Consider the following 21,718-nt stretch of genomic DNA (forward strand, 5'->3'; position numbering starts at 1 on the left):
TTTTTGTTAATATGTTTTATATTATGCTCTCGGAACGCTGACAATCCGCAGATCGTATTTCTTCAGCATCTCACCGCCCTGTACTTTCTCGCCGGTCAGGATATCTTCTTTTCCGTCGAAGACTGCCGGAAGCGGAATCTCCTCATCTTTGAAGTTGATGATAAAGTACAGATCCTCGCCGTCTGCCTGGCGTTTTGCGATCTCGAGTGCTGTTGCTTCTCCAATCACCGGCTGGATGGCTGCGCCGTCTGCTGCCATAGCAAGAACTTTTGCAAGGCCGCTCTCAGAAAGGTCGGTTCCGACATAATATACGGTTCCTTTTCCGAACTGATTTTTTGCAACAGCAGTCATGCCTGCATAGAAATCGTTCTCATACTGTGCGATTTCTTCAGCTCCTTCGAGGTGCATCAGGTCGCATACGAGACGGCACTCTTCCTCGGTTCCGTCTGCGAAACGGATCTTGTTTCTCTGCTCCGGTGCAAGAGCGTCGATCTCTTCTACCCATACGCCTGCCATTTTTCTGAGCGGTCCCGGGTATCCGCCGAGATGAACGTTGTCCGACTGTCCGACGATACCGCTCATGTAGGTGGTGATGAGGGTTCCGCCTGCCTGTACATAAGCCTCCAGGCTCTCTGCCACACCGTCTTTTACCATGTAGAGAACCGGTGCTGCAACGAGGTCATATTTGGAGAAGTCCGCGTCGATCGGGATCATATCGACAGCGATGTTCTTGTTATAGAAGTAATTGTACATCTGCTCGATCTTGTCTACGTAACGTAAATCGCGGTTCGGTCCGCTGGTGTACTCCAGTGCCCAGTAGTTTTCCCAGTCGAAGATGATGCCGACTTTTGCGTGGTTCTCGGAGCCCATCACACGGCTTCCGATTTTCTCCAGTTCTTTTCCGAGCTGGGTTACCTCACGGAAGACACGGGTATCTGCGGTTCCTGCGTGTGCGATAACAGCACCATGGAATTTCTCGCATCCGCCGACGCTTCTTCTCAGCTGGAAGAACTGAATCGTGTCTGCGCCGTGTGCAACGGTCTGATAGCTCTGTGCGCGCATCTGGCCCGGTTTCTTTAAGGAGTTGTACGGCTGCCAGTTCTGCTGGCTCGGAGTCTGCTCCATCAGCATGAACGGTGCGTCTTTGAGGCCGCGCATCAGGTCGTGGGTCATAGCTACGTGGCTCCATGGTGTATTGTAGCTCGGGTAGTTGTCCCAGGATACGATATCCATTTCTTTTGCCCACTTGAAGTAGTCGAGGCCTTTGTACGTTCCCATCAGGTTTGTGGTGATCGGGGTTTCTTTGTCGTATTTGCGGATCGCGTCACGCTCCATTTTGTAGTTGTTCAGCATGCCGTCGGAGTTGAAACGCATGTAGTCGAGGGACATTCCTGCAAATGCAGTGCCGCTTCCCCATGGCATTCCGTCTCCCAGATCGTTCGGCGGTACAATCTCGTCCCAGTCGTAGATGGTGTGGCCCCAGAACTCCATGTTCCATGCCTTGTTGACTTCATCGAGTGTTTTGTATTTTTCTTTCAGCCATACGCGGAACGCTTTTGCACAGTTCTCGCAGTAGCACTCGCCGCCGTACTCATTGCTGATGTGCCAACAGACGATGTTTTTGTTGTCGCCGTAACGCTCTGCCAGTTTTTCTGCCAGGCGTTTTGCATATTTCTGGAAAACCGGGCTGTTCGGGCAGGCATTGTGGCGATGACCGAATTTGTGATGGCGTCCTTCGAAATCGGTTCTTGCCACTTCCGGATAACGGTGTACCATCCATGCCGGGAGTGCGCCGGTGGATGTTGCCATGACGATCTGAACGTCCTCTTTTGTCAGGGTGTCTACGATCTCATCGAGTTCTGTAAAGTCGTACTCATTCTCGGACGGCTGGATTTTTGCCCAGGAAAATACGTTGATCGTGGTGCTGTTGATGCCGGCCTGATGGAAAAGTTTCATATCCTCATCCCAGATCTCTTTTGGCCACTGGTTTGGGTTGTAGTCTCCTCCGTATAACATTTTTTTGAATTTTGGCTGCATTTTTTTGATTCCTCCTGTGTTTGGATATCTCGTTTTGATGGCTCTATTATATACTGGTCTTTGTGAGAAAAGTATGATATGCTTGTCTAAAAAGTATGAATTTTCGAAACTCATTCCGGAATCTTATTTTAGACTTTTCTTTCAGAAAGGAACTGACTGTTATGCCTATTTTCTTTAAACCATCCGCCTCCGATTTTTCCCTCTCCGCTGACAGCATCGGCAACCGCTGGCTGCAGGAGCCCGTTGTGCGCCCGAACGGATTCCCCTTATATCACTGGATCCAGACGGAACGCGGCGAAGGGCTGCTGACCCTCGAAGGCCAGGAACTTTTGCTGAAACCAGGTGACGGTGTTCTGATGCTCCGCATGTGCCGCATGAATACCGCGAAAACGACGGCAGCGGGATGTGGTTTACATCCTTTCTGACCTTTGACGGAAAGCTCTCCGATGATCTCTATAAAATCTGTGCCGTCTCGCCGTATCTTTTCGTTCCGGCCTCAGAGGGCGCGTGGTTTCAGGAATGGATTGACCGCATAATCGACTCACATTTTCTGAAAAATGACATCGACGATGCTGCGCTCTCCGTCGGATGCTTTGAGTTCCTGACACGCCTTTCCCAGCTCCGCACCGGCCTTTCCCGGACGGAGCACCCTCTGTATCTCCAGTATGTCCGCCCGGCAATGCAGGAAATCGAAAGTCATCTTTCCGACCCGCTCAATGTGGATGATCTCGCGGAACAGCTCCATATCACACCGCAGTATCTGACACGCCTGTTCCAGCGTTTTGTCGGCAGCTCTGTCCGCTCGTACATCAGCGTTCTGCGCATCAGCCGCGCCAAGGAGCTTCTCATCAGCCGTCCCTACACTACGCTCGACGGCATCGCCGCCCTCTGCGGCTACCGCGATGTCAGCTACTTTATCTCGGTTTTCCGCCAGCAGACCGGTACAACGCCGAAGCAGTTCCGGAAGCTGTACGGCATATAATCTGAAACACCCCTCTTTCCGGCACCAAAAAAGATCCTCCGTCTCATTTCACAGACGAAGGATCTTTTTTCGTTCTCTCTTATTTCATGCTTTTCAGAATGCTTCTCGCAACCGACAGTCCGTTTGCGCTTGCCTGCTGGAGGCCGCGGGTTACGGATGCGCCGTCGCCGATGGCGCGGAGGCCTTTGACGCTGGTGCAGAAGTCTTTGTCTACGACAACTTTGTTGGAATAGAATTTGACTTCTACGCCGTACAGCAGTGTCTCATCGCTGGCGATACCCGGTGTTACTTTGTCGAGGGCTTCGATCATCTCGGCAATGTCGACCATGATACGGTGCGGGAATACCAGGGAAAGGTCGCCCGGAACGGCATCTTTTAAGGTCGGGATCAGGTTATTGCGGCAGAGACGCTCTTCTGTCGTTCTTCTTCCGCGTTTGAAATCGCCGTACGTCTGAACGAGGATCTTGCCGTCGCAGAGCATGTTGGAAAGCTGTGCGATCTGTTTGCCGTACTCGATCGGGGTTTTAAATGGTTTCGTAAAGTTCTTGGATACCAGGAGGGCAAAGTTCGTGTTGTTTGTCTTGAACTCCTGGGATTTGTAGGCGTGGCCGTTTACAACTGCCAGACCGTTTTCATAATACTCAGTTGCCACCTCACCGGACGGGTTCGTACAGAAGGTACGCACTTTGTCGTCAAAAGTCGGGGTATAGTAAACGAGTTTTGCCTCGTACAGGTTCTTGTTCAGGAACTCCATGACCTCGTCGCGGACTTCCACGCGGACACCGATATCGACGGTTCCGACCTCGGTCTCGATGCCGTGGCCGTTGCAGATATGTGAGAACCAGTCGGCTCCCTCGCGGCCTACTGCGGAGACAATCTCATCTGCCTCGTAAACCATTCCGTCCTCAAGTGTTACAGCTGTCGCACGGCCGTCCTCGATCGTAATATCATTGACCATCGTGTTGAATTTCATTTCCACGCCGATCTCTTTTAAGTGATCCTCGAGGCGGCTGTAAATCTTGTAGCCCTCCTCAGTTCCGAGATGGCGGATTGGACATTCGATCAGCTTCAGGTTGGCGTTGATCGCTCTGCGGCGGATCTCACGGATCTCTTTTTCTTTATCGACACCGTAAACATTCTTGTCTGCGCCGAAATCCAGATAGATCTGGTCGGACTCATGGATCAGCTCAACCGTCTTTTCATATCCTAAAATCTCCGGCAGATTTCCACCGACATCCGGGGAAAGAGAAAGCTTTCCGTCGGAGAATGCGCCTGCTCCGGCAAATCCCGTTGTGATCGAGCACGGTTTGCAGTTCACGCATTTTTTCGTTTTTCTCTTTGGACACTGACGGCTCTCGATCGAACGTCCTTTTTCGATCATCAGCACCTTCAGATCCGGTTTTTCTTTCAGCAGTTCATAGGCACAGAAAATACCTGACGGGCCTGCGCCGATAATAATGACATCATATTTCATTCTTTTTTAATTTCCTCTTGTTTTTTATCCCATCACGATCAGATACTGACCGTCCGGCAGGGCAAAGACTTCGCTCTGCTCTTCTAATTCTGCATCCGACATTTCTTCCACGTCCATGCCCTCTTCTTCCATGTAGGCGCGCACGTCGTCCAGATTGTCGGCAACGACTGCAAAGCAGTCCTCCAGAAAGGCCTCTGCCTCATCGTAATTTTCAGCCACCGGCTCGTCGAATAACTGGCCCTGATTCATTAAAAATGTGTTGATGCATTCTTCAGTATATTCTCCCATTCTGGTTTTCTCCTCTGTTCGTTTTATTTTTCCTGATTCTTTCTGTGAAAAAGCGTTAAGATTTCCTCCGGCCGGTCGAGCAGCTCCATCGCATGGTTGTCGATCAGCTCCTGGCGCGGGCGGAATCCCCACGTCACACCAACGGTAAACATGCCTGCGGCGTTTCCGGTCTGCATATCCGTATTGGTATCGCCAAAGTACAGGCACTCTTCCGGTCTGGCACCGAGTGCGTCTGCAATCGCGAGCGCACCGATCGGAGACGGCTTTCTCGGGATTTCTGCGGTCTGCCCCTGAATCCGGTTGAAAAAGCCCGGTCCGTACACGCTCTCCACGACGTGGATGGCCGCCTCGTGCGGCTTGTTGGAACATACGGCAATCGGAACTTCTTCCCGCAGCGCGGTCAGGGTTTCCCGCATATTAGGATACGGTTTTACGTGATACAGCGGGTCCTCGTTGAACCACGCGCGGCCAAGGCGGATGCCCTCCTGCAGATAGTTGAGTTCTGCATCTCCGGCGTCTTTTAAAGTGCGCTCCACTGCCAGATCGAAACCGTCTCCGGCGTAAAAGTTGAAGGCTTCTACCGGGCGCGGCACAAGTCCAAAATGTTCCAGAACGCGGTTGACTGCGTGCGCAATCGACTCTACAGTGTCTGCGATGGTGCCGTCCAGGTCAAAGATACAAGCTTTTATCATATTCTGACTTCCCTTCTTTGTCTCTTTTGTTCTTCGATTTTCTTTCTTCTCTCTCTTCTTGTCCGCAATCATTATATCCTGTATTTTTTCCCTGCGCAACCATATTTTCTTTTCCGGCACTTTATGCTAAAATGAAACTGTTTTTCAGATTCTTGGAAAGGAAAAAAAGAGAATATGAATCAGACTGTGAAAATATTTTTTACCGATATGGATGATACCCTGCTGAATTCCGAAAAGCAGGTGACAAAAGAAAACATGGATGCCATTTCAGAGGCACTTGCTGCCGGCCACAAAATTGTGTTCAACACCGGCCGCCCGCTCTCCGGCTTTCTGCCGATCTTAAAAGAGCTCGGACTCGACCGCGAAGGCTGCTATGCCATCGCATTCAACGGCGGACTGATTTACGACTGCGCGGCAAAGAAAACGCTGTACCGCCGCACGATTCCGCTCGAATATGCACGCGTGATCTTTGAAAAAACGCAGGAGGCAGGCCTCTACTGCCACACCTACTCCGACACCTCCCTTCTCTGCCGCCATGCAGGCGAGGAAACGCGCGTTTACACACAGGCAATCCACATTCCCGTCGTGGAAGATCCGCTTCTGCCGGAGCACCTCGCCGAGGAACCATGCAAGATGATCGTGATTGATCTCCACGACCGTGCAAAAATGGACGCTTACCGCGCTGCCATGGAGCCGTGGGCAAAAGGAAAAATTTCGATGTTCTACTCCAGCCCGCATTACCTCGAGCATGTCCCGGAACACGTTTCCAAGGGCCATGCCGTGAAAAAACTCTGCGAGCTTCTTCAGATTCCGCTTGCCAACACCGTGGCTGCCGGAGATCAGGAAAATGATATTTCGATGATCGAGGCCGCTGCCGTCGGTGCCGCCATGAAAAATGCGACCGATGCCGTAAAGGCGAGTGCCGATTATATCACGGAAAACGACTGCAATCACAGCGGCGTGGCGGAGATTCTTCGTAAATTTATCCTTGTCTGATTCTGTTTCTGTGTCAGGAAACCTTCTTTTTCTTGTTTTCTTTGGCACTTTTTCCGAATTCTGTAAGATTTTACTTTCTTTTTTGTTGAAACTGTATTACAATAGTTTCAAAGGACGGCATTTGAAAGGAGACTTGAATCGAGATGTCACGAAAATCAAAACGTATTCTGCTTACTCTGGCTTCTGCCGCTGTCGGCGCAGCCTGCGGTGCGGCAGTCTATTTTATCCGGAAAGGAAAAGCAGATCTTGAAACAGATTTTGACGATTTTAAAGACGAATTTGAAGAGGAAGAGCCTGCTCCTGCTGAACGTACTTATACGACCCTTCCGAAAACGAAAGGTGCGGAGGATGCTGCACCGGATCCGGAATCTGCAGCTTGCAATAAAGGTTCCGAAACAGCTGATACAGAAGCTGAAAGCGAAACCGCAGAGTCCGAAGAAGAAGACGCTGAAAAAGAAAGCTGTGCGGATCGTGAAGTTTCTCCACAGGAAGAAAGCGAAGTAACCGCAGAATAAAACCCAAAAACAGAATATAGAAACATAAGGAAGTAATTCCTGGGGAGGGAAACCTCCCCTTTTTTATGGAAAGGAGATTGTTATGGAACTTGCAAAACGCGATGACGTTCCTGTAGAACTTACCTGGGACCTGTCTTTAATTTATCCAACCGAGGAGGCCATGCTGGCTGATGCGCAGAAAATGAAAGAATTAAGTCTTTCTATGGAAGCATCCTACAAAGGAAACCTCACCGATGCAGCCACGATCAACCACTGCCTCGACGATTACCAGGAGGTCTACCGTCTGATCACACTGACCGCCAACTACTGCGATCTCGCCGTCTCTGTCGACTATTACAACAGTGCAAACCAGACGCGCAACGACCGCATCAACAGCCTGATCTCTGAGATTTTCAGCCGTCTCACCTTTATCGAGAGCGAGCTTTCCGAACAGTCCGAGGATGTTTTGAACGAGGCCATGCAGCAGTCAGATACGAACCGCTGCTATCTCGCCGAGATTCTCCGCAACAAGGCACACCGCCTGAGCCCGGAAACCGAGCGTGCCATTTCCGCTCTGTCCCAGACCTTCTCGGCTCCGTACCAGATCTACAACATGGCAAAGCTTGCCGATATGAAATTTGATTCTTTCACCGTAAACGGAAAAGAATATCCGCTCGGCTACTCCCTGTTTGAGGATAATTACGAGTACGAAAAAGACACCGATATCCGCCGCAGTGCATTCTCCGCCTTTTCTGCAAAAATCAGACAGTACGAAAATGTAACGGCAGCTGCTTACAATGCCCAGCTGCAGACAGAAAAGACCATGGCCACGCTGCGCGGCTTCGATTCCGTCATCGATTCTCTGCTGTTCCCGCAGCAGGTCAGCCGTGAGCTGTACAACCGCCAGATCGATCTCATCACCACCCGCCTGGCTCCGCATATGCGCAAATATGCCCGCCTGCTGAAAAAGGTTCACAACCTTGACCGCATGACCTTCGCCGATCTGAAAATCGCCGTCGACCCGGAGTACGATCCGTCTGTCACGATCGAGGAATCAAAACAGTACATCGAAAAAGGCCTTGCCATTCTCGGTGATGATTACGTTTCCATGATTCAGGAGGCCTACAAAAAACGCTGGGTTGACTTTGCACAGAACCAGGGAAAATCCACCGGCGGCTTCTGTGCCAGCCCGTACGGAAAAGGTTCCTTTATTCTCTTAAGCTGGAATAACCGCATGGCAGATGTTTTCACGCTGGCGCATGAACTCGGCCACGCCGGCCATTTCCGTCTCTGCAACGGCGCACAGGCGATTCTCGATACCGAGGTTTCCTCTTATTTTGTCGAGGCGCCGTCTACCATGAACGAGCTTCTGATGGCTCATTATCTGCTGAAAACGACCCCGGACAAACGGTTCCGCCGCTGGGTTTTAAGCTGTATGATCAGCAACACATATTATCATAACTTCGTCACCCATCTGATGGAGGCTGCTTACCAGCGCGAGGTTTACAAGCTCATCGATGCCGGCGACAGCGTACAGGCTGAGACGTTAAGCAGCATTATGAAAGAGACCCTGCAGAAGTTCTGGAGCGATGATGTGGAAATTTCCGATGACGCAGCGCTCACCTGGATGCGCCAGCCGCATTACTATATGGGACTTTACTCCTACACCTACAGCGCCGGACTGACCGTTGCCACACAGGTCTGCAGGCGCATCGAAACCGAGGCCAGACCGCTGTCGATGACTGGAAAAAGGTACTGACCGCCGGAAGCACGAAGACACCGGAAGAGCTGGCAAAAATGGCCGGCGTTGATATCTCGACGGATGCACCGCTTCTCGATACGATCGAGACGATTGGATCGATCATCGATGAGATCTGCGAGCTGACCGAAGAGCTGGGCTGCTGATCCTGTCCGCATTGTAACTCTCTATCAAACAGTAAAAACGGATTGTTCCGTCAGTTTTTGTTACTGGCGAAGCAATCCGTTTTTTTCATATCTTTTTTCACGCATTCCAGCACTTTTTCAGAATCGCAGCTGCCTCTGCAATCTCCTCCTCAGAAAGCCCGGCGTACCCAAGCAGTACTGTGCCGCCCTGTACGGGATCTGCGGCAGCGCCGATGCAGTACCGTTCCAGCCCGTACACGCGCACGCCATCCTCTTTTGCCCGCTGCACCGCCTCCGCTTCGGAAAGTCCTCTCGGCAGGTGGACCAGCACATGGACGCCCGCATTCTCGCCGGACACCGTGTACTCCCGCCCAAACTCCTTCAGAAGCCGGATCAGCAGGTCGTGTTTCCCTTTATACTGTGCACGCATCCGGTTCAGATGGCGCTCGAACGCGCCGCTCCGCATAAACTCTTCCAGAATCTTCTGGTCCGTCTTCGAAACTGTCGCAGAAAAGCATCTTCCGTTCTCCTCGTAGGCAGGCAGCAGCGTCTCCGGCAGCACCATGTAGCTGATGCGGATGGACGGCGCAATCGCCCGCGAAAACGTTCCAAGATAGATCACTTTTCCCTCTGTGTCATTGCCCTGCAGTGCCGGGATCGGGCGGCCCTTGTAGCGGAATTCACTGTCGTAATCATCCTCAATCAGATACCGCCCATTTTCCCTCGATGCCCACGCAAGGAGCTGCATCCGCCGCTTCATCGGCATGACCATGCCCATCGGGAACTGGTGCGACGGCATGATGTACGCCAGATCCGCCCCGCTTTTTTCCAGCTCCGCCGGCCGCATGCCCGCTTCGTCCATCGAAATCGTACACATCGCATAGCCGAGCTTCGCAAAACAGCGGTAGGCACTAATGTAGGTCGGATTTTCCATCGCCACTTTATGGCCACGCCCTAAGATCACCGAAAGCAGCATCAGCAGATAATCATTTCCCGCTCCGACGATGATCTGCTCTGTGCGGCAGTTCACGCCGCGTGCGTGGTGCAGATAGTCGCGGATTGCCTCCTGAAGACCGTGCTCGCCCTTCGCATCCCCGAGCTGGAACAGGCTGTCATCTGCGTCCAGCAGGACTTCTTTCGAGATCTTCTTCCAGCTGTTCTGCGGAAATCCGCCCGGCGCCGTGCCGGTCACGGCAAAATCGTAGTGGAACGGCGTCTGTTCCGCGGCATCATCCTCCTTTGTCTCCTCTTTCTTTTCATCGAGGCGGTACAGCCCATCAATCTCACAGACAAAGTAGCCTTTGCACGGCACACTCTCCAGATACCCTTCGGATACCAGCTGCTCATACGCCAGATCCACGGTACTCCGGCTCACCGACAGATAGCCCGAAAGCGCCCGCGCCGACGGCAGCCGCTCCCCTGCACGGATCCGTCCGCCGCGGATTTCCTCGCGGATAAAACCGTAAATCTGCTCATAGAGCGGTGTCTTCCGATGCGGATCCAGCGAAATCGTCAATTCATTCATCTTCCCATCTCCCCTGACAAAAAGAACAGCCGCTTGGGATGTCGGTTTCATCCAGGCGGCTGCTCTGTTCCATTTCAAAATTCTTATTTATTTCGCTGCCGGTAGCTTGAAAGAGCTCTTCAGGGATACGATACGGTTGAACACCAGCGCATCCTCTTTGGAATCTTTTGCGTCTACACAGAAGAATCCGTTTCTGACAAACTGGAAGCTGTCATATGCTTTCGCATCTTTTAAAGACGGCTCCAGATAGCACTCTTTTAATACGGTCAGGGAATTCGGATTCAGGTTCATGGAACCATCCTCGTTGTAAACGCCCTTCTCCTCGTCGATCAGGTTTTCGTACAGACGGCACTCTGCTTTGACGGCGGTCTTTGCTGCTACCCAGTGGATTGTTCCTTTTACTTTTCTTCCGTCCGGGGAATTTCCTCCCTTGGACTCCGGATCGTACGTTCCATGGATTACGGTAATATTTCCGTTCTCGTCTTTCTCGCATCCGGTGCAGGTGACGAAGTATGCGTTCATCAGGCGGACTTCATTGCCCGGGAACATACGGAAGTATTTGCGGACCGGCTCCTCCATGAAGTCTTCGCGCTCGATGTACAGTTCTCTTCCGAACGGTACCTGACGGCTGCCAAGCTCCGGATTCTCGAGGTTATTCTGTACTTCCAGCATCTCAATCTGGTCTTCCGGATAGTTGTCGATGACAAGTTTCACCGGATTTAAGACTGCCATGGTACGGGCTTTTTTCAGCTTCAGATCCTCGCGGATGCAGTACTCCAGCATCGCATAGTCAACGGAGCTGTTTGCTTTTGATACACCGCACAGATCTACGAATTTCTTGATGGACTCCGGTGTAAAGCCTCTGCGGCGGAGTGCTGCGATGGATACGAGACGCGGGTCATCCCAGCCGTCTACCACGCCGTCCTCTACCAGCTTTTTGATGTAACGTTTTCCGGTAACCACGTTGGTCAGATACAGCTTTGCAAACTCAATCTGGCGCGGCGGCATCGGATATTCCAGCTCGCGTACAACCCAGTCGTACAGCGGACGGTGGTCCTCAAACTCCAGCGTACAGATAGAATGGGTAATGCCTTCGATGGCGTCCTCGATCGGATGCGCGAAGTCGTACATCGGGTAGATGCACCAGGTATCGCCGGTTCTGTGGTGATGCATATGGGCTACACGGTAGATAACCGGGTCTCTCATGTTGATGTTCGGTGATGCCATATCGATTTTCGCACGGAGTACTTTGCTTCCGTCCTCGAATTCGCCGTTTTTCATGCGCTCGAACAGGTCCAGGTTTTCCTCCACGGAACGATTGCGGTACGGGCTCTCTTTTCCAGGCTCGGTTAAGGTTCCGCGGTACTCACGGATCTCCTCTGCGGACAGATCGCAGACGAATGCTTTTCCTTTTTTGATCAGTTTTACGGCTGCCTCATACATCTGTGGGAAATAATCGGATGCGTAGTACAGATGATCTTTCCAGTCTGCACCAAGCCACTGGATATCGGCTTTGATGGAATCAACAAACTCGGTTTTCTCTTTCGTCGGGTTTGTATCATCGAAACGCATGTGGAACTCTCCGTTGTACTCCTGTGATAAACCGTAGTTTAACAGGATGGATTTTGCATGTCCGATATGAAGATAGCCGTTTGGCTCCGGCGGGAATCGTGTGCATACATGGTCGTAAACGCCCTCTGCCAGATCTTTGTCAATCGCAAGCTCGATAAAATTTTTGGAAACAACTTCTTTTTCTTCCATAATAAGGTCAGGCCTCCCTCGAATCTTTTCGTTTGGAGCACTGCCCCGAAAAGGGCGCAAAATGCTCTGTGTATTCTATCACTATAACACAAAAGCATTCTCCTGCAAAGCATTTTTTTCGGTACACAAAGCCGCCGGAGCGGACCGGTGCCTATTCTTCTGCCTCGTGTGCGGTCACCTGGCGGTGCTCCACGGAGGTCGAGAACACGATCTGCGTCCGCGTCCGTCCAAAATGCTGCAGCTCGCCGATAAACTGGTCGAGCTCAATGGTACTAACAAAAAGGCCCTCAATGAGCATGGAGTAATCACCGGTAACGCAATTACATTCCACGACATTGTGGACCTTTTCAATATAGGGATAAAATTCTTTTTTCTGAACCGGCTCAACCTCGAGTTGATGAACGCTTTGATCGGATATCCCAAAAGCGCCGGATTTAATTTGACCTGATATCCTGTAATGTAGCCTTCCTTCTCCAGCCGCTCAATTCTGGCGGAAACTGCCGGGGAGGATAAAAATACGTGTTCCGCGATTTCTTTCAGCGGCATCCTGGCATTTTCCCGAAGGAGATTCAAGATTTTTGCATCGATGTGATCGAGCTCATGGCGCATCGCATCGTTCTTGCTTTTTTCATGTTTCATACGCTGCTCTCCTGTTTTTTCACTTTTATACTGTTCAGCATATCACGTTCGCCGTTTTTTGTCTACGAAAACGTGTCCTCGCGGAAACTGCTTTCGAAAAATAAGTAAAAGTGCCTCTTTCCCTTGGTATTTAAAATCAAATACAAAAATAAATAAGATTCCACAGTTCTTCGGCGGCGGTATTTACAAATTTCTGCCCTGGTGTTATTCTTCCGGTATCGAAAGGCAAAGCAAGAATTGTTTCAGACAATATACACAACTCAATGCGTGCAGAAAGAAGGAGATTATTATGAAGACAAGAATTGAAGCAGATTCCATTGGTTCCCTTGAAGTCCCATCCGACGCCTACTACGGGGTACAGTCCCTGCGGGCAAAACGGAATTTTCCCATCACGGGAACGCCGATCCACCCGGTCATGATCCAGAATCTGGCGAAAATTAAAAAGGCAGCTGCCATCTCCAACCGCGAAGCACAGAGACTGCCGGAGGAAAAAGCGGCTGCCATTATCTATGCCTGTGATGAAATCATTGCCGGCAAATTAAAAGACCAGTTCATCGTTGACGGCATCCAGGGCGGTGCCGGAACGAGTGCCAATATGAACGCAAACGAAGTCATCGCAAACCGCGCCATCGAAATCCTGGGCGGCACCAAGGGTGATTATACCATTGTCCACCCGAATGACCACGTCAACATGGCACAGTCCACAAACGACGTTATCCCAAGTGCAGGAAAACTGACCGTACTCGATCTGCTCCCGGATCTTCTGCATGCGCTCGAGTCACTCCACGCAGCACTGCTCGATAAGTCCCAGGAATTTGACCACATTTTAAAGATGGGAAGAACCCAGCTTGAGGACGCCGTTCCGATGCGTCTCGGCCAGAGCTTCCACGCTTACGCAACGATGATCGAGCGTGATATCCGCCGGATCGAATGCGCCAGAAAAGAGCTGTTCACCCTGAACCTCGGCGGAACAGCCATCGGTACGACGATCAATGCTTCCGATTACTATCTCCACCACATCGTGCCGACCCTCGCTGCTGTGACAGGCTATCCGCTGATGCAGGCGGACGATCTGTTTGACGCGACGGAGAACCTCGACGGATTTGTGACGATCTCCAACACGTTAAAGACCTGCGCCGTCAACCTCTCCAAGATGTGCAACGACCTGCGCCTGCTGTCCAGCGGACCGCGGACCGGATTCGGCGAGATCAACCTGCCGCCGATGCAGAACGGATCCTCGATTATGCCGGGCAAGATCAACCCGGTTATCCCGGAGGTTGTGACACAGGTTGCCTTCCATGTCATCGGAAACGACACCACAATCACGATGGCGGCTGAGGCTGGCCAGATGGAGTTGAACGCGTTTGAACCGGTTGTCTTCTACTCCCTGTTCTCTTCCATCACCTCGATGACAGGCGCTGTGAATACGCTTGTGAAGAACTGTATTCTCGGCATTACCGCAAATGAGAAACGGTGCGAGGATCTCGTTTCGAAGAGTGTCGGCATCACAACGGCGCTCTGCCCGTATATCGGATACCAGAAAGCGGCCTCGATTGCAAAGAAATCGCTGAAGACGGGCGAGAGTGTTACTTCTCTGGTTCTGAAAGACGAACTGCTGACACAGAAACAGCTCGACGACATTCTCGATCCGTACGCTCTGACCGGACCGGAACTGCCGGCTGAAGACGATCTGGCTGGCTGAATGTAACTGCTGCTTTCCTTCATAATTTCTTAACGATACGCAAAAAGGCTTCCCGGATTTCCTTGCTGTCCGGGAAGCCTTTTTCTGTCGTTTTCTTTTGTATCAAACTCTGTTTAAATTCTCGCTACGCCGCTCTTTCTTGCTGCCTCTGCAACGGCTGCTGCCACCGCATCTTTGACACGCGGATCAAAGGCTGCCGGGAGGATGTAGTCTGCGTTCAGCTCTTCATCGCTTACCAGGCCTGCGATTGCGTAAGCTGCTGCGACCTTCATCTCATCGTTGATGTCGGATGCGCGCACGTCGAGCGCTCCGCGGAAGATACCAGGGAAGCACAGTACGTTGTTCACCTGGTTCGGATAATCGCTTCTTCCGGTGCTGACAACGGCTGCTCCTGCTGCTTTCGCCTCGTCCGGGAAAATCTCCGGCGTCGGATTTGCGCAGGCAAAGATGATCGGATCTTTTGCCATCGTACGTACCATATCGGGAGTGAGCGTACCCGGCGCAGAAACGCCAATAAAAATATCGGCTCCTTTGATTACCTCTGCAAGCGTGCCCTTCTCATGGTTGTAGTTTGTGATCTTCGCCATCTCCTCTTTGATCGGGTTGAGGCCGTCGCGTCCCTCGTAAATCGCACCTTTGCGGTCTGTCATGATGACGTTTTTGAGACCCATCGAAATCAGCAGGCGGATAATGGCGATTCCGGCTGCACCGGCTCCTGAGGTAACAATTTTGACTTCATCCAGTTTCTTTCCAACCAGTTTCAGCGCATTGATGACACCGGCCAGTGTGATCACGGCTGTTCCATGCTGATCATCGTGGAAAATCGGAATATCACAGCATTCCTTTAATTTCTTCTCGATCTCAAAACATCTCGGTGCGGAGATGTCCTCCAGGTTGACACCGCCGAAGCTTCCTGCGAAAAGACGCACGGTATTGACAATATCATCCACATCCTTGCTGCGCACGCAGAGCGGGATTGCATCGACACCACCGAATTCTTTAAACAGCACGCATTTTCCTTCCATGACCGGCATGCCGGCCTCCGGGCCGATATCTCCAAGTCCGAGAACTGCGGTTCCATCTGTAACAACAGCTACCGTGTTCCATCTTCTGGTCAGCTCGTAGCTCTTGTTGACATCTTTCTGAATTTCCAGGCACGGCGCCGCCACACCCGGTGTATAGGCAAGACTCAAGGCATCTTTTGTATCTACGGCCGCCCGGGAAGTGACCTCAAGCTTTCCGCGTAATTCATAGTGCATCTTTAATGATTCTTTTGCGTAATCCATCGCTTTTTTCCTCCATTTCATGTGTGACTGCGTCTCATTAATAATAGGAAGAGAGATTCACGCGTCACACGGGATGTCTGTTCGCTGCACCCCTATTATAACAAGCGTTCTCTAAATTTCAACCGGTGTTTTGATTAATGAAAAAATTTCCACTTTTCCACCAAAAACAGCTGCTTCATTTGCGAAATTTTATCAAAAATACTCTTTTTCTTTCTCTCAGCCGCAGTCCGATCCTGCCCGGAGGGCTTTTTTTGCTTTACAGTAAAATTCAACAAAGTTTTTTATAAAGCAAAAAATCTGCCCGCCTCCCATCCTTTTCAGACTGGAAAACAGACAGATTTTTTTTCTTTACTCCGCCACAATATTCTGCAGCCAGACTCCTTTCTTGACAAGGACAAATCCAATCACGCACTTGATCAGGTCAACCGACATAACCATAAAGTAGATTGCGTAGATCGAAAGTCCGGTAAAACGGCTCAGGCAGAAAGCCACCGGCACACTGACAACCCAGATGAAGACGCTGTCGAACAGGAACGTGATGATCGTTTTTCCACCGGAGCGCAGGGTAAAGTAGCTTGCATGCAGGAATGCATTGACCGGCATGAACATGGCCACTTCCACGATGAAGATTGCCGCCATGTGGCGTACTTCGTCCGTCGTGTTGTAGAGGCGTGGGAAGATTGGAGCCACGAGCGCCATCAGCGCGCCGATCACAATGCAGAGTAATACGGAAAACGTGATCAGCTTCGTATCGGTATCCTTTGCCTCTTCCATCCTTCCGGCTCCGAGGAGCTGTCCGACGATGATGGCAACGGAATCGCCGAGTGCGATGAAAACGACGTTGAACAGGTTCGAGATCGTGTTGGAGATATTCATCGCGGCTACGACATTCAGTCCACGCACGGAGTAACACTGCATCAGGATCGCAACGCCGCCTGCCCAGAACGTTTCGTTCAGCATCAGCGGTGTTCCTTTGATAAGGATCTGTTTCGTCAAAGCCGCCGGAACACGGATCGTGCGGTACAGATGCTTCGTAAAACGATATTTTTCTTTGTTTCCGTGCGTGCGGATCAGCACGATCGCCATCTCCACGTAACGGGACAGCACCGTTGCAACTGCCGCGCCGACAACTCCGAGCTGCGGTGCGCCGAATTTTCCGTAGATTAAAATATAATTAAAAATCAGATTGACAAATACGGCTGTGATACCGGCCTTCATCGGAAGCATCGTCTCGCCGCATTCGCGCAGCGTGCTGGCATAAAGCTGCACAAACAGGAACGGCGGAAGTCCTACCAGCATGACCTTCATATAAGAAATGCCATAGGCTAATGTCGCATTCATGTCCTGGCTTCCCTGATCTCCTGTCAGGTAGAGACGAATCAGAGGCTCGTGCGCACCAAGGAAAATAGTGATTGCCGCTGCCGTCAGGATCACGCCGATCCAGAGCTTGAAGCGGAAGGTGTTTCGCACACCCTCGTCGTTGCCCTGTCCGAAATACTGCGCAGTGAAGATTCCTGCGCCAGACACGCCTCCAAAGATACAGAGGTTATAGATAAAAAGAAGCTGATTGACGATCGCAACACCGGACATCTGCTCGGTGCCGACCTGTCCTACCATGATGTTGTCGAGAAGGCTGACAAAGTTGGTGATACCGTTCTGAATCATAATCGGCATCGCAACGCCAAGCACCATCAGGTAAAACCGTTTGTCCCCAATAAATTTTCTGTGTTTCTGCATGGTTTCCCCCTTTTCTTGCTGTGTAAAATAAATGACATAAATCGGAGCCTTTCTGGATTTCTCCAGGCAGGCCCCGAACAGTAATGCTTATTATACACGATTCATGTTTAGAAAGAAAGATCCTTTTTATCTTTTTTCTGGCTTTTTTTGACATTTTAATTTCAGAGTATTAAACAGCCTCAACGATAAGATAAACATAACTCCCCATATTACCCATGCCGCAAAGCACCCAATTCCCTGATGGCGGATATCTACCATTATTCCAATAATAAAAGGAAGTGACATAAACATAATTACTGCCATTATAAAATCAAAAATAATGTATAACACTATGTTTACCTTCCCTATTAAGAATCTGCTGTTTGATATTCATCCTGTATTTTCTGATTTGCCGCCTGACCAATATTAAGCTTTTCAAACATTTCTTCTGTATCCAGACTTCTGCTGTAGTACGCAGTCATCATATCCGCTGTGATCGATTTTCCAAATCTTCTGGGGCGGCTGTTGCAGATAAACTTCGATGTTGTGTCAATCACACTGTTGGTGTATTCCAGCAATCCTGTTTTATCGATATATATTTTTGAGTTTAATACGTCCTGAAAAGCATTCACCTTTGAATTTAAAAAATCGTCCCACAGCATGCCGCAAATTTTTCCACCAGCGCCACTGCCACCTTCATCACCCCGGCCAGTACCATCACAAAGATTGGGTTCTTTTTGCCTTTCTGCAGCAGGATGAGGCTGATGATAAAGATCACGACAAGACTCCAGTTCGTCTGCGCCAGCCGGATCACGGTATCTCCTTCACTGCTCCAAAACGCCGTGACCAGAATTGAAATCCCTGCGGAACCGATCATCGCCACAACCGCCGGGCGGAGGGAGCGGAGGATTCCCTGGAGCATTGCCATTTCGCGGTATTTTAAATATAGCTTCGCAAGCAGTGTGACGAGAATACACGACGGCAGAATACATCCAAACGTTGCCACGAGCGCTCCTGGGATGCCTGCGATTTTAATTCCGACGAAGGTTGCCGAATTGACTGCGATCGGCCCCGGTGTCATCTGAGAGATGGTGATAAGATCCGTAAACTCCGACATCGAAAGCCAGCCGTGTCCCTGCACCACCTGTCCCTGAATCAGCGGCATGGCCGCATAGCCTCCGCCGAAGCTGAGCAGGCCGATCTGGAAAAAGCTTAAAAATAGCTGAAAATAAATCATTTCGCACCCCTCCGTTTCGCCAGAATCGTCCGCACCGCACCGATGGCACCGCAGACCAGTACAATATAAATCACGTTGACCTTGAAAAAACAGGCTGCTGCAAACGCACAGACAAGAATCACCAGCGACAGCGGATCTTTTTCTTTCACAACCCCGGCTCCCATCTCATACGTCACGGATGCAATCACGGCTCCGACGCCTGCCTGCATTCCTTCGAGCATCTGGCTCACGAAAAAATTATCCCGGAACGCCTGATAGCAGACCGAAATCACAGAGATAATCAGAAACGGCGGAATAATCGTTCCAATAATCGAAACCAGCACACCAATCATCCCCGCCAGTTTATACCCGACAACAATCGCCCCATTCACCGCAATCGGCCCCGGCGATGACTGCGCAATCGCCACCAGATCGAGCATCTCATTCTCCTCTATCCAGTGGTACTCATCCACAAATTTCTTCTTCATCAGCGTCACAATCACATAACCGCCGCCGAACGTAAATGCACTCAGATACAGCGTGGAAAGGAACAGTTTTTGCAGTACCTTACTTTTTGACTCCATTGTTTTCTTCACCTCATTTTTTCTGTTGTACCTATTCTACCATCTTTGGCACCAAAAAGCGACCCACTTGTTTTCACAAATAAGTCGCTCTTCTCGTTTTCCTATCTTATTTCTCTGCACACAGCTCCACAAACACCTGCACTGCCTCGTTTGCATTGCCGTACACGCCTGCTCCAATGCCGCGCGGATGGAATCCGGCACGCTGCCGTCGTTGATGAAACTTGCCTCAATACTTTTTGCATCCCGAAACCCCGCATACCACTCGCCGGTTCCATTTTCTGCCACCGACGGCAGGCCTTTAATACTGGCCATCTCGTCGATCTCTTTTTCCTGCATCATAAAGCGCAGAAACTCAACCGCGATCTCTTTCTCTTCGCTGTCTTTGTTGACCGAAAATCCATACCACGGCTGCTGGTACGCGTAAGCGCCCTTGTCCCCGAGCGGTGCGTATAAGAATTCGTATTCAAACGGATTTGCGCTGAATGTCTCCGATTTGGATTCTCTCTTTTTCATGCCGCTGACCAGCAGAACAATGCTCCAGTCCGTTACCTCAGACTCAATATCTGCAACGGGCACATAGCCCAGCATATCCAGATCTGTTCCGGCAATGTTCGAATAATAGAAATAACAGTCCTGTCCTTTGGAATCCTTATATTCGAGCTTTCTTTCCCCCAAGCGAATGACGCATCTTCTTTTTCCCTCACAATCATAACTGTACCTTTTGTAATAGTGTCTTTTTCTTCCTGCCCATCTCCTGCTGTTTTTTATATAACGAAAAGATCCCGGTTTCCCGGGATCTTTCTTAGTAAGCTGATGACGGGAATCGAACCCGTGACCTCCGCCTTACCAAGGCGACGCTCTACCGACTGAGCCACATCAGCACTCGCAAGTTGTTTTGTTTTTTTTGTTAGCTCCTTGCTACATTTGGTATTCTATCAAAACTATAGTGAATTGTCAACAGTTTTTTCTACAAATTTGAAAATTTTTATTTGTTCACAGATTTTTCTGCACTTTTGACAATTCGCCGTAATTTTTTCGGTCGTTTTCCCATCTCACGAACAGACCTCCCGCACTTTACTGCGGATTCTCTGCAGTGCATTGTCGATTGCCTTCGGCTGCTTTCCAAGTTTTTCTGCAATCTGCGTATAATCGTACCCTTTCAGATACAATTCCAGCACCTGGTACTCAAATTTGCTGAGCCGTTCTTTGATCCGCTCATGCATGCCGATTACGTTTTCCCGGCTGATCATAATCTCCTCCGGTGTCTCCTCGTCCACCAGGCGCAGCTCTTGCTCGGAAACCGGTTCGCTTAACGAGACGAAGCTGTTCAGCGGCTGATGCTTCTGGCGCTGGGACGATGCCACTGCAGAATACATCTGACGGTCGATGCACAGGCCGGCGAAGGTGGCAAACGATGCCTCCTTCCCCGGTTTGTAGTCACGCACTGCCTTAAAAAGTCCGAGCATGCCCTCCTGGATCAGATCCTCGTGATCTCCGCCCACCAGGTACAGCGCCCTCGCCCTGGTCCGCACCAGCGATTTGTATTTGTCGATCAGATAATCGGTAATCTCGCGTTCTCCTGCCCGCAGACGCGCAATCAGCTCCTCATCCGTACAGGTATCGTAATCTTTCACCATCATATCTCTTGTATCCTTCATCTTTCTTCCGCCAGAGCGTAATGTGATTTTCCGCAATTTCTAGCAGCTTCTCTGTCTTACAATCTCATAAGCGAGCACGCCGGCTGCCACGGAAGCGTTCAGAGAGTCGATATCGCCTTTCATCGGAATTGTGGCTGTGAAGTCGCAGTTTTCTCTCACCAGACGGCTGACACCCTCTCCCTCATTTCCGATTACAAGGCCGATCGGTCCTTTGAGGTCGAGATCATACATTCTCTGTCCGTTCATGTCCGCGCAGACAAACCAGATGCCCTTTTCCTTCAGCATTTCCATGGTCTGCACCAGATTCGTCACCTTTGCCACCGGTGTGTAATTTAATGCACCTGCCGACGTTTTGGCAACGGTTGCTGTCAGGCCGACTGCGCGGTGCTTCGGCACGATGACACCATGTGCACCTGCCAGGTTTGCGGTACGGATGATCGCACCGAGATTATGCGGATCCTCAATGCCGTCCAACAGAAGGATAAATGGCGGCTCCCCTTTCTCCTCTGCGCGCGCGAGGATGTCCTCAACGGTTGCATAACTGTAGGAAGCCACCTGTGCAATGACACCCTGATGCTTTCCGGTGGTGGACAGCTCGTCAAGACGTTCTTTTTCTACATAATTGATGATGGTATCGTGTTTTTTCGCCTCACGGATGATCGTGCGGATCGGGCCGTCCTGGCTGCTTGCAAGGACGAACAGCTTGTCCACGGTCTTGCCGGAGCGGAACGCCTCGATGACAGCGTTTCTTCCCTCTACCATGCCGCCTGTAAACTCCTCATCC

General features: G+C 50.7%; 20 protein-coding genes, 1 tRNA gene and 1 pseudogene. 6 read left to right on the forward strand and 16 right to left on the reverse strand.

The features are described 5' to 3' along the window. Positions 1-21: 21 nt before the first annotated feature. Complete coding sequence (locus DXA55_RS05545; RefSeq protein ID WP_117813283.1) at positions 22-2,037, reverse strand: beta-galactosidase; 2,016 nt, start codon at positions 2,035-2,037, stop codon at positions 22-24. Between the two features lie 161 nt (positions 2,038-2,198). On the opposite strand from DXA55_RS05545, the gene DXA55_RS17570 reads away from it, so the two are divergent. Together DXA55_RS17570 and DXA55_RS05550 are read left to right on the forward strand one after the other, a co-directional pair. Then, the gene (locus DXA55_RS17570; protein WP_242998367.1) at positions 2,199-2,462 is read left to right on the forward strand and encodes an AraC family ligand binding domain-containing protein; all 264 of its coding nucleotides are present in this window, start codon (positions 2,199-2,201) and stop codon (positions 2,460-2,462) included. Next, positions 2,441-3,019: a helix-turn-helix transcriptional regulator gene (locus DXA55_RS05550; RefSeq protein WP_242998368.1), complete on the forward strand. Its 579-nt coding sequence runs from the start codon at positions 2,441-2,443 to the stop codon at positions 3,017-3,019. The genes DXA55_RS17570 and DXA55_RS05550 overlap by 22 nt, the downstream gene beginning before the upstream one ends. A gap of 79 nt (positions 3,020-3,098) precedes the next feature. On the opposite strand, the gene DXA55_RS05555 is transcribed toward DXA55_RS05550, so the two are convergent. The 3 genes from DXA55_RS05555 to DXA55_RS05565 are packed head-to-tail and all read right to left on the reverse strand — an operon-like array spanning position 3,099 to position 5,473. Next, positions 3,099-4,493: an NAD(P)/FAD-dependent oxidoreductase gene (locus DXA55_RS05555; RefSeq protein ID WP_117813285.1), complete on the reverse strand. Its 1,395-nt coding sequence runs from the start codon at positions 4,491-4,493 to the stop codon at positions 3,099-3,101. A gap of 24 nt (positions 4,494-4,517) precedes the next feature. Beyond that, positions 4,518-4,781, reverse strand: coding sequence for a hypothetical protein (locus DXA55_RS05560; RefSeq protein ID WP_022463086.1), 264 nt, complete (start codon positions 4,779-4,781; stop codon positions 4,518-4,520). Positions 4,782-4,804: 23 nt separating this feature from the next. Then, positions 4,805-5,473 carry an HAD family hydrolase gene (locus tag DXA55_RS05565; RefSeq protein WP_117813311.1) on the reverse strand — a complete coding sequence of 223 codons (669 nt, stop codon included), beginning with the start codon at positions 5,471-5,473 and terminating at the stop codon, positions 4,805-4,807. Positions 5,474-5,647: 174 nt separating this feature from the next. Between DXA55_RS05565 and DXA55_RS05570 the strand changes: the two genes are divergently transcribed. The 3 genes from DXA55_RS05570 to pepF all read left to right on the forward strand — a co-directional run bounded on the left by DXA55_RS05570 (position 5,648) and on the right by pepF (position 8,722). After that, positions 5,648-6,469, forward strand: coding sequence for a Cof-type HAD-IIB family hydrolase (locus DXA55_RS05570; RefSeq protein ID WP_117813287.1), 822 nt, complete (start codon positions 5,648-5,650; stop codon positions 6,467-6,469). 143 nt (positions 6,470-6,612) lie between these two features. Further along, positions 6,613-6,984, forward strand: coding sequence for a hypothetical protein (locus DXA55_RS05575; protein ID WP_117509744.1), 372 nt, complete (start codon positions 6,613-6,615; stop codon positions 6,982-6,984). An 82-nt stretch (positions 6,985-7,066) separates the two neighbouring features. After that, positions 7,067-8,722, forward strand: coding sequence for an oligoendopeptidase F (gene pepF, locus DXA55_RS05580; RefSeq protein ID WP_242998369.1), 1,656 nt, complete (start codon positions 7,067-7,069; stop codon positions 8,720-8,722). A gap of 243 nt (positions 8,723-8,965) precedes the next feature. Here the strand turns inward: pepF and pdxR are convergent, their stop codons facing one another. The 3 genes and pseudogenes from pdxR to DXA55_RS05595 all read right to left on the reverse strand — a co-directional run bounded on the left by pdxR (position 8,966) and on the right by DXA55_RS05595 (position 12,742). After that, positions 8,966-10,372 (reverse strand): MocR-like pyridoxine biosynthesis transcription factor PdxR, encoded by a 1,407-nt coding sequence (gene pdxR, locus DXA55_RS05585; protein ID WP_117813289.1) that lies wholly within the window; start codon positions 10,370-10,372, stop codon positions 8,966-8,968. 87 nt (positions 10,373-10,459) lie between these two features. Next, positions 10,460-12,133, reverse strand: a complete 1,674-nt coding sequence (locus DXA55_RS05590; RefSeq protein WP_022463080.1) for a glutamine--tRNA ligase/YqeY domain fusion protein — start codon at positions 12,131-12,133, stop codon at positions 10,460-10,462. 151 nt (positions 12,134-12,284) lie between these two features. Beyond that, a pseudogene (locus tag DXA55_RS05595) lies at positions 12,285-12,742 on the reverse strand (Lrp/AsnC family transcriptional regulator). Positions 12,743-13,061: 319 nt separating this feature from the next. Here DXA55_RS05595 and DXA55_RS05600 point away from each other — a divergent pair. Then, entirely contained in the window at positions 13,062-14,474 is a 1,413-nt protein-coding gene (locus DXA55_RS05600) for an aspartate ammonia-lyase (RefSeq protein ID WP_117813291.1), read from the forward strand. Positions 14,475-14,587: 113 nt separating this feature from the next. On the opposite strand, the gene DXA55_RS05605 is transcribed toward DXA55_RS05600, so the two are convergent. The 9 genes from DXA55_RS05605 to rlmB form a co-directional block, all read right to left on the reverse strand. After that, a complete protein-coding gene (locus DXA55_RS05605; RefSeq protein ID WP_117760562.1) occupies positions 14,588-15,760 on the reverse strand; it encodes an NAD(P)-dependent malic enzyme in 1,173 nt (390 codons plus the stop codon). A gap of 348 nt (positions 15,761-16,108) precedes the next feature. Then, entirely contained in the window at positions 16,109-17,497 is a 1,389-nt protein-coding gene (locus DXA55_RS05610) for an MATE family efflux transporter (protein WP_117760563.1), read from the reverse strand. 347 nt (positions 17,498-17,844) lie between these two features. Next, complete coding sequence (locus DXA55_RS05620) at positions 17,845-18,138, reverse strand: AAA family ATPase (protein ID WP_117760565.1); 294 nt, start codon at positions 18,136-18,138, stop codon at positions 17,845-17,847. Further along, positions 18,117-18,713 carry a chromate transporter gene (locus DXA55_RS05625; RefSeq protein ID WP_117760566.1) on the reverse strand — a complete coding sequence of 199 codons (597 nt, stop codon included), beginning with the start codon at positions 18,711-18,713 and terminating at the stop codon, positions 18,117-18,119. The genes DXA55_RS05620 and DXA55_RS05625 overlap by 22 nt, the downstream gene beginning before the upstream one ends. Next, positions 18,710-19,276, reverse strand: coding sequence for a chromate transporter (locus DXA55_RS05630; protein ID WP_022463073.1), 567 nt, complete (start codon positions 19,274-19,276; stop codon positions 18,710-18,712). The genes DXA55_RS05625 and DXA55_RS05630 overlap by 4 nt, the downstream gene beginning before the upstream one ends. A gap of 36 nt (positions 19,277-19,312) precedes the next feature. Continuing rightward, positions 19,313-19,951, reverse strand: a complete 639-nt coding sequence (locus tag DXA55_RS05635; protein ID WP_117760567.1) for a hypothetical protein — start codon at positions 19,949-19,951, stop codon at positions 19,313-19,315. A 133-nt stretch (positions 19,952-20,084) separates the two neighbouring features. Beyond that, positions 20,085-20,157, reverse strand: a tRNA-Thr gene (locus DXA55_RS05640). Positions 20,158-20,328: 171 nt separating this feature from the next. Continuing rightward, on the reverse strand, positions 20,329-20,934 hold the full coding sequence (gene sigH / locus DXA55_RS05645; protein ID WP_226906387.1) for an RNA polymerase sporulation sigma factor SigH: 606 nt from the start codon (positions 20,932-20,934) through the stop codon (positions 20,329-20,331). 39 nt (positions 20,935-20,973) lie between these two features. Beyond that, positions 20,974-21,696, reverse strand: coding sequence for a 23S rRNA (guanosine(2251)-2'-O)-methyltransferase RlmB (gene rlmB, locus DXA55_RS05650; protein WP_055221331.1), 723 nt, complete (start codon positions 21,694-21,696; stop codon positions 20,974-20,976). Positions 21,697-21,718 lie beyond the last annotated feature (22 nt).

Source organism: Blautia sp. OF03-13 (genome assembly GCF_003460685.1).
GTDB classification, from domain to species: Bacteria; Bacillota; Clostridia; order Lachnospirales; family Lachnospiraceae; genus Fusicatenibacter; species Fusicatenibacter saccharivorans.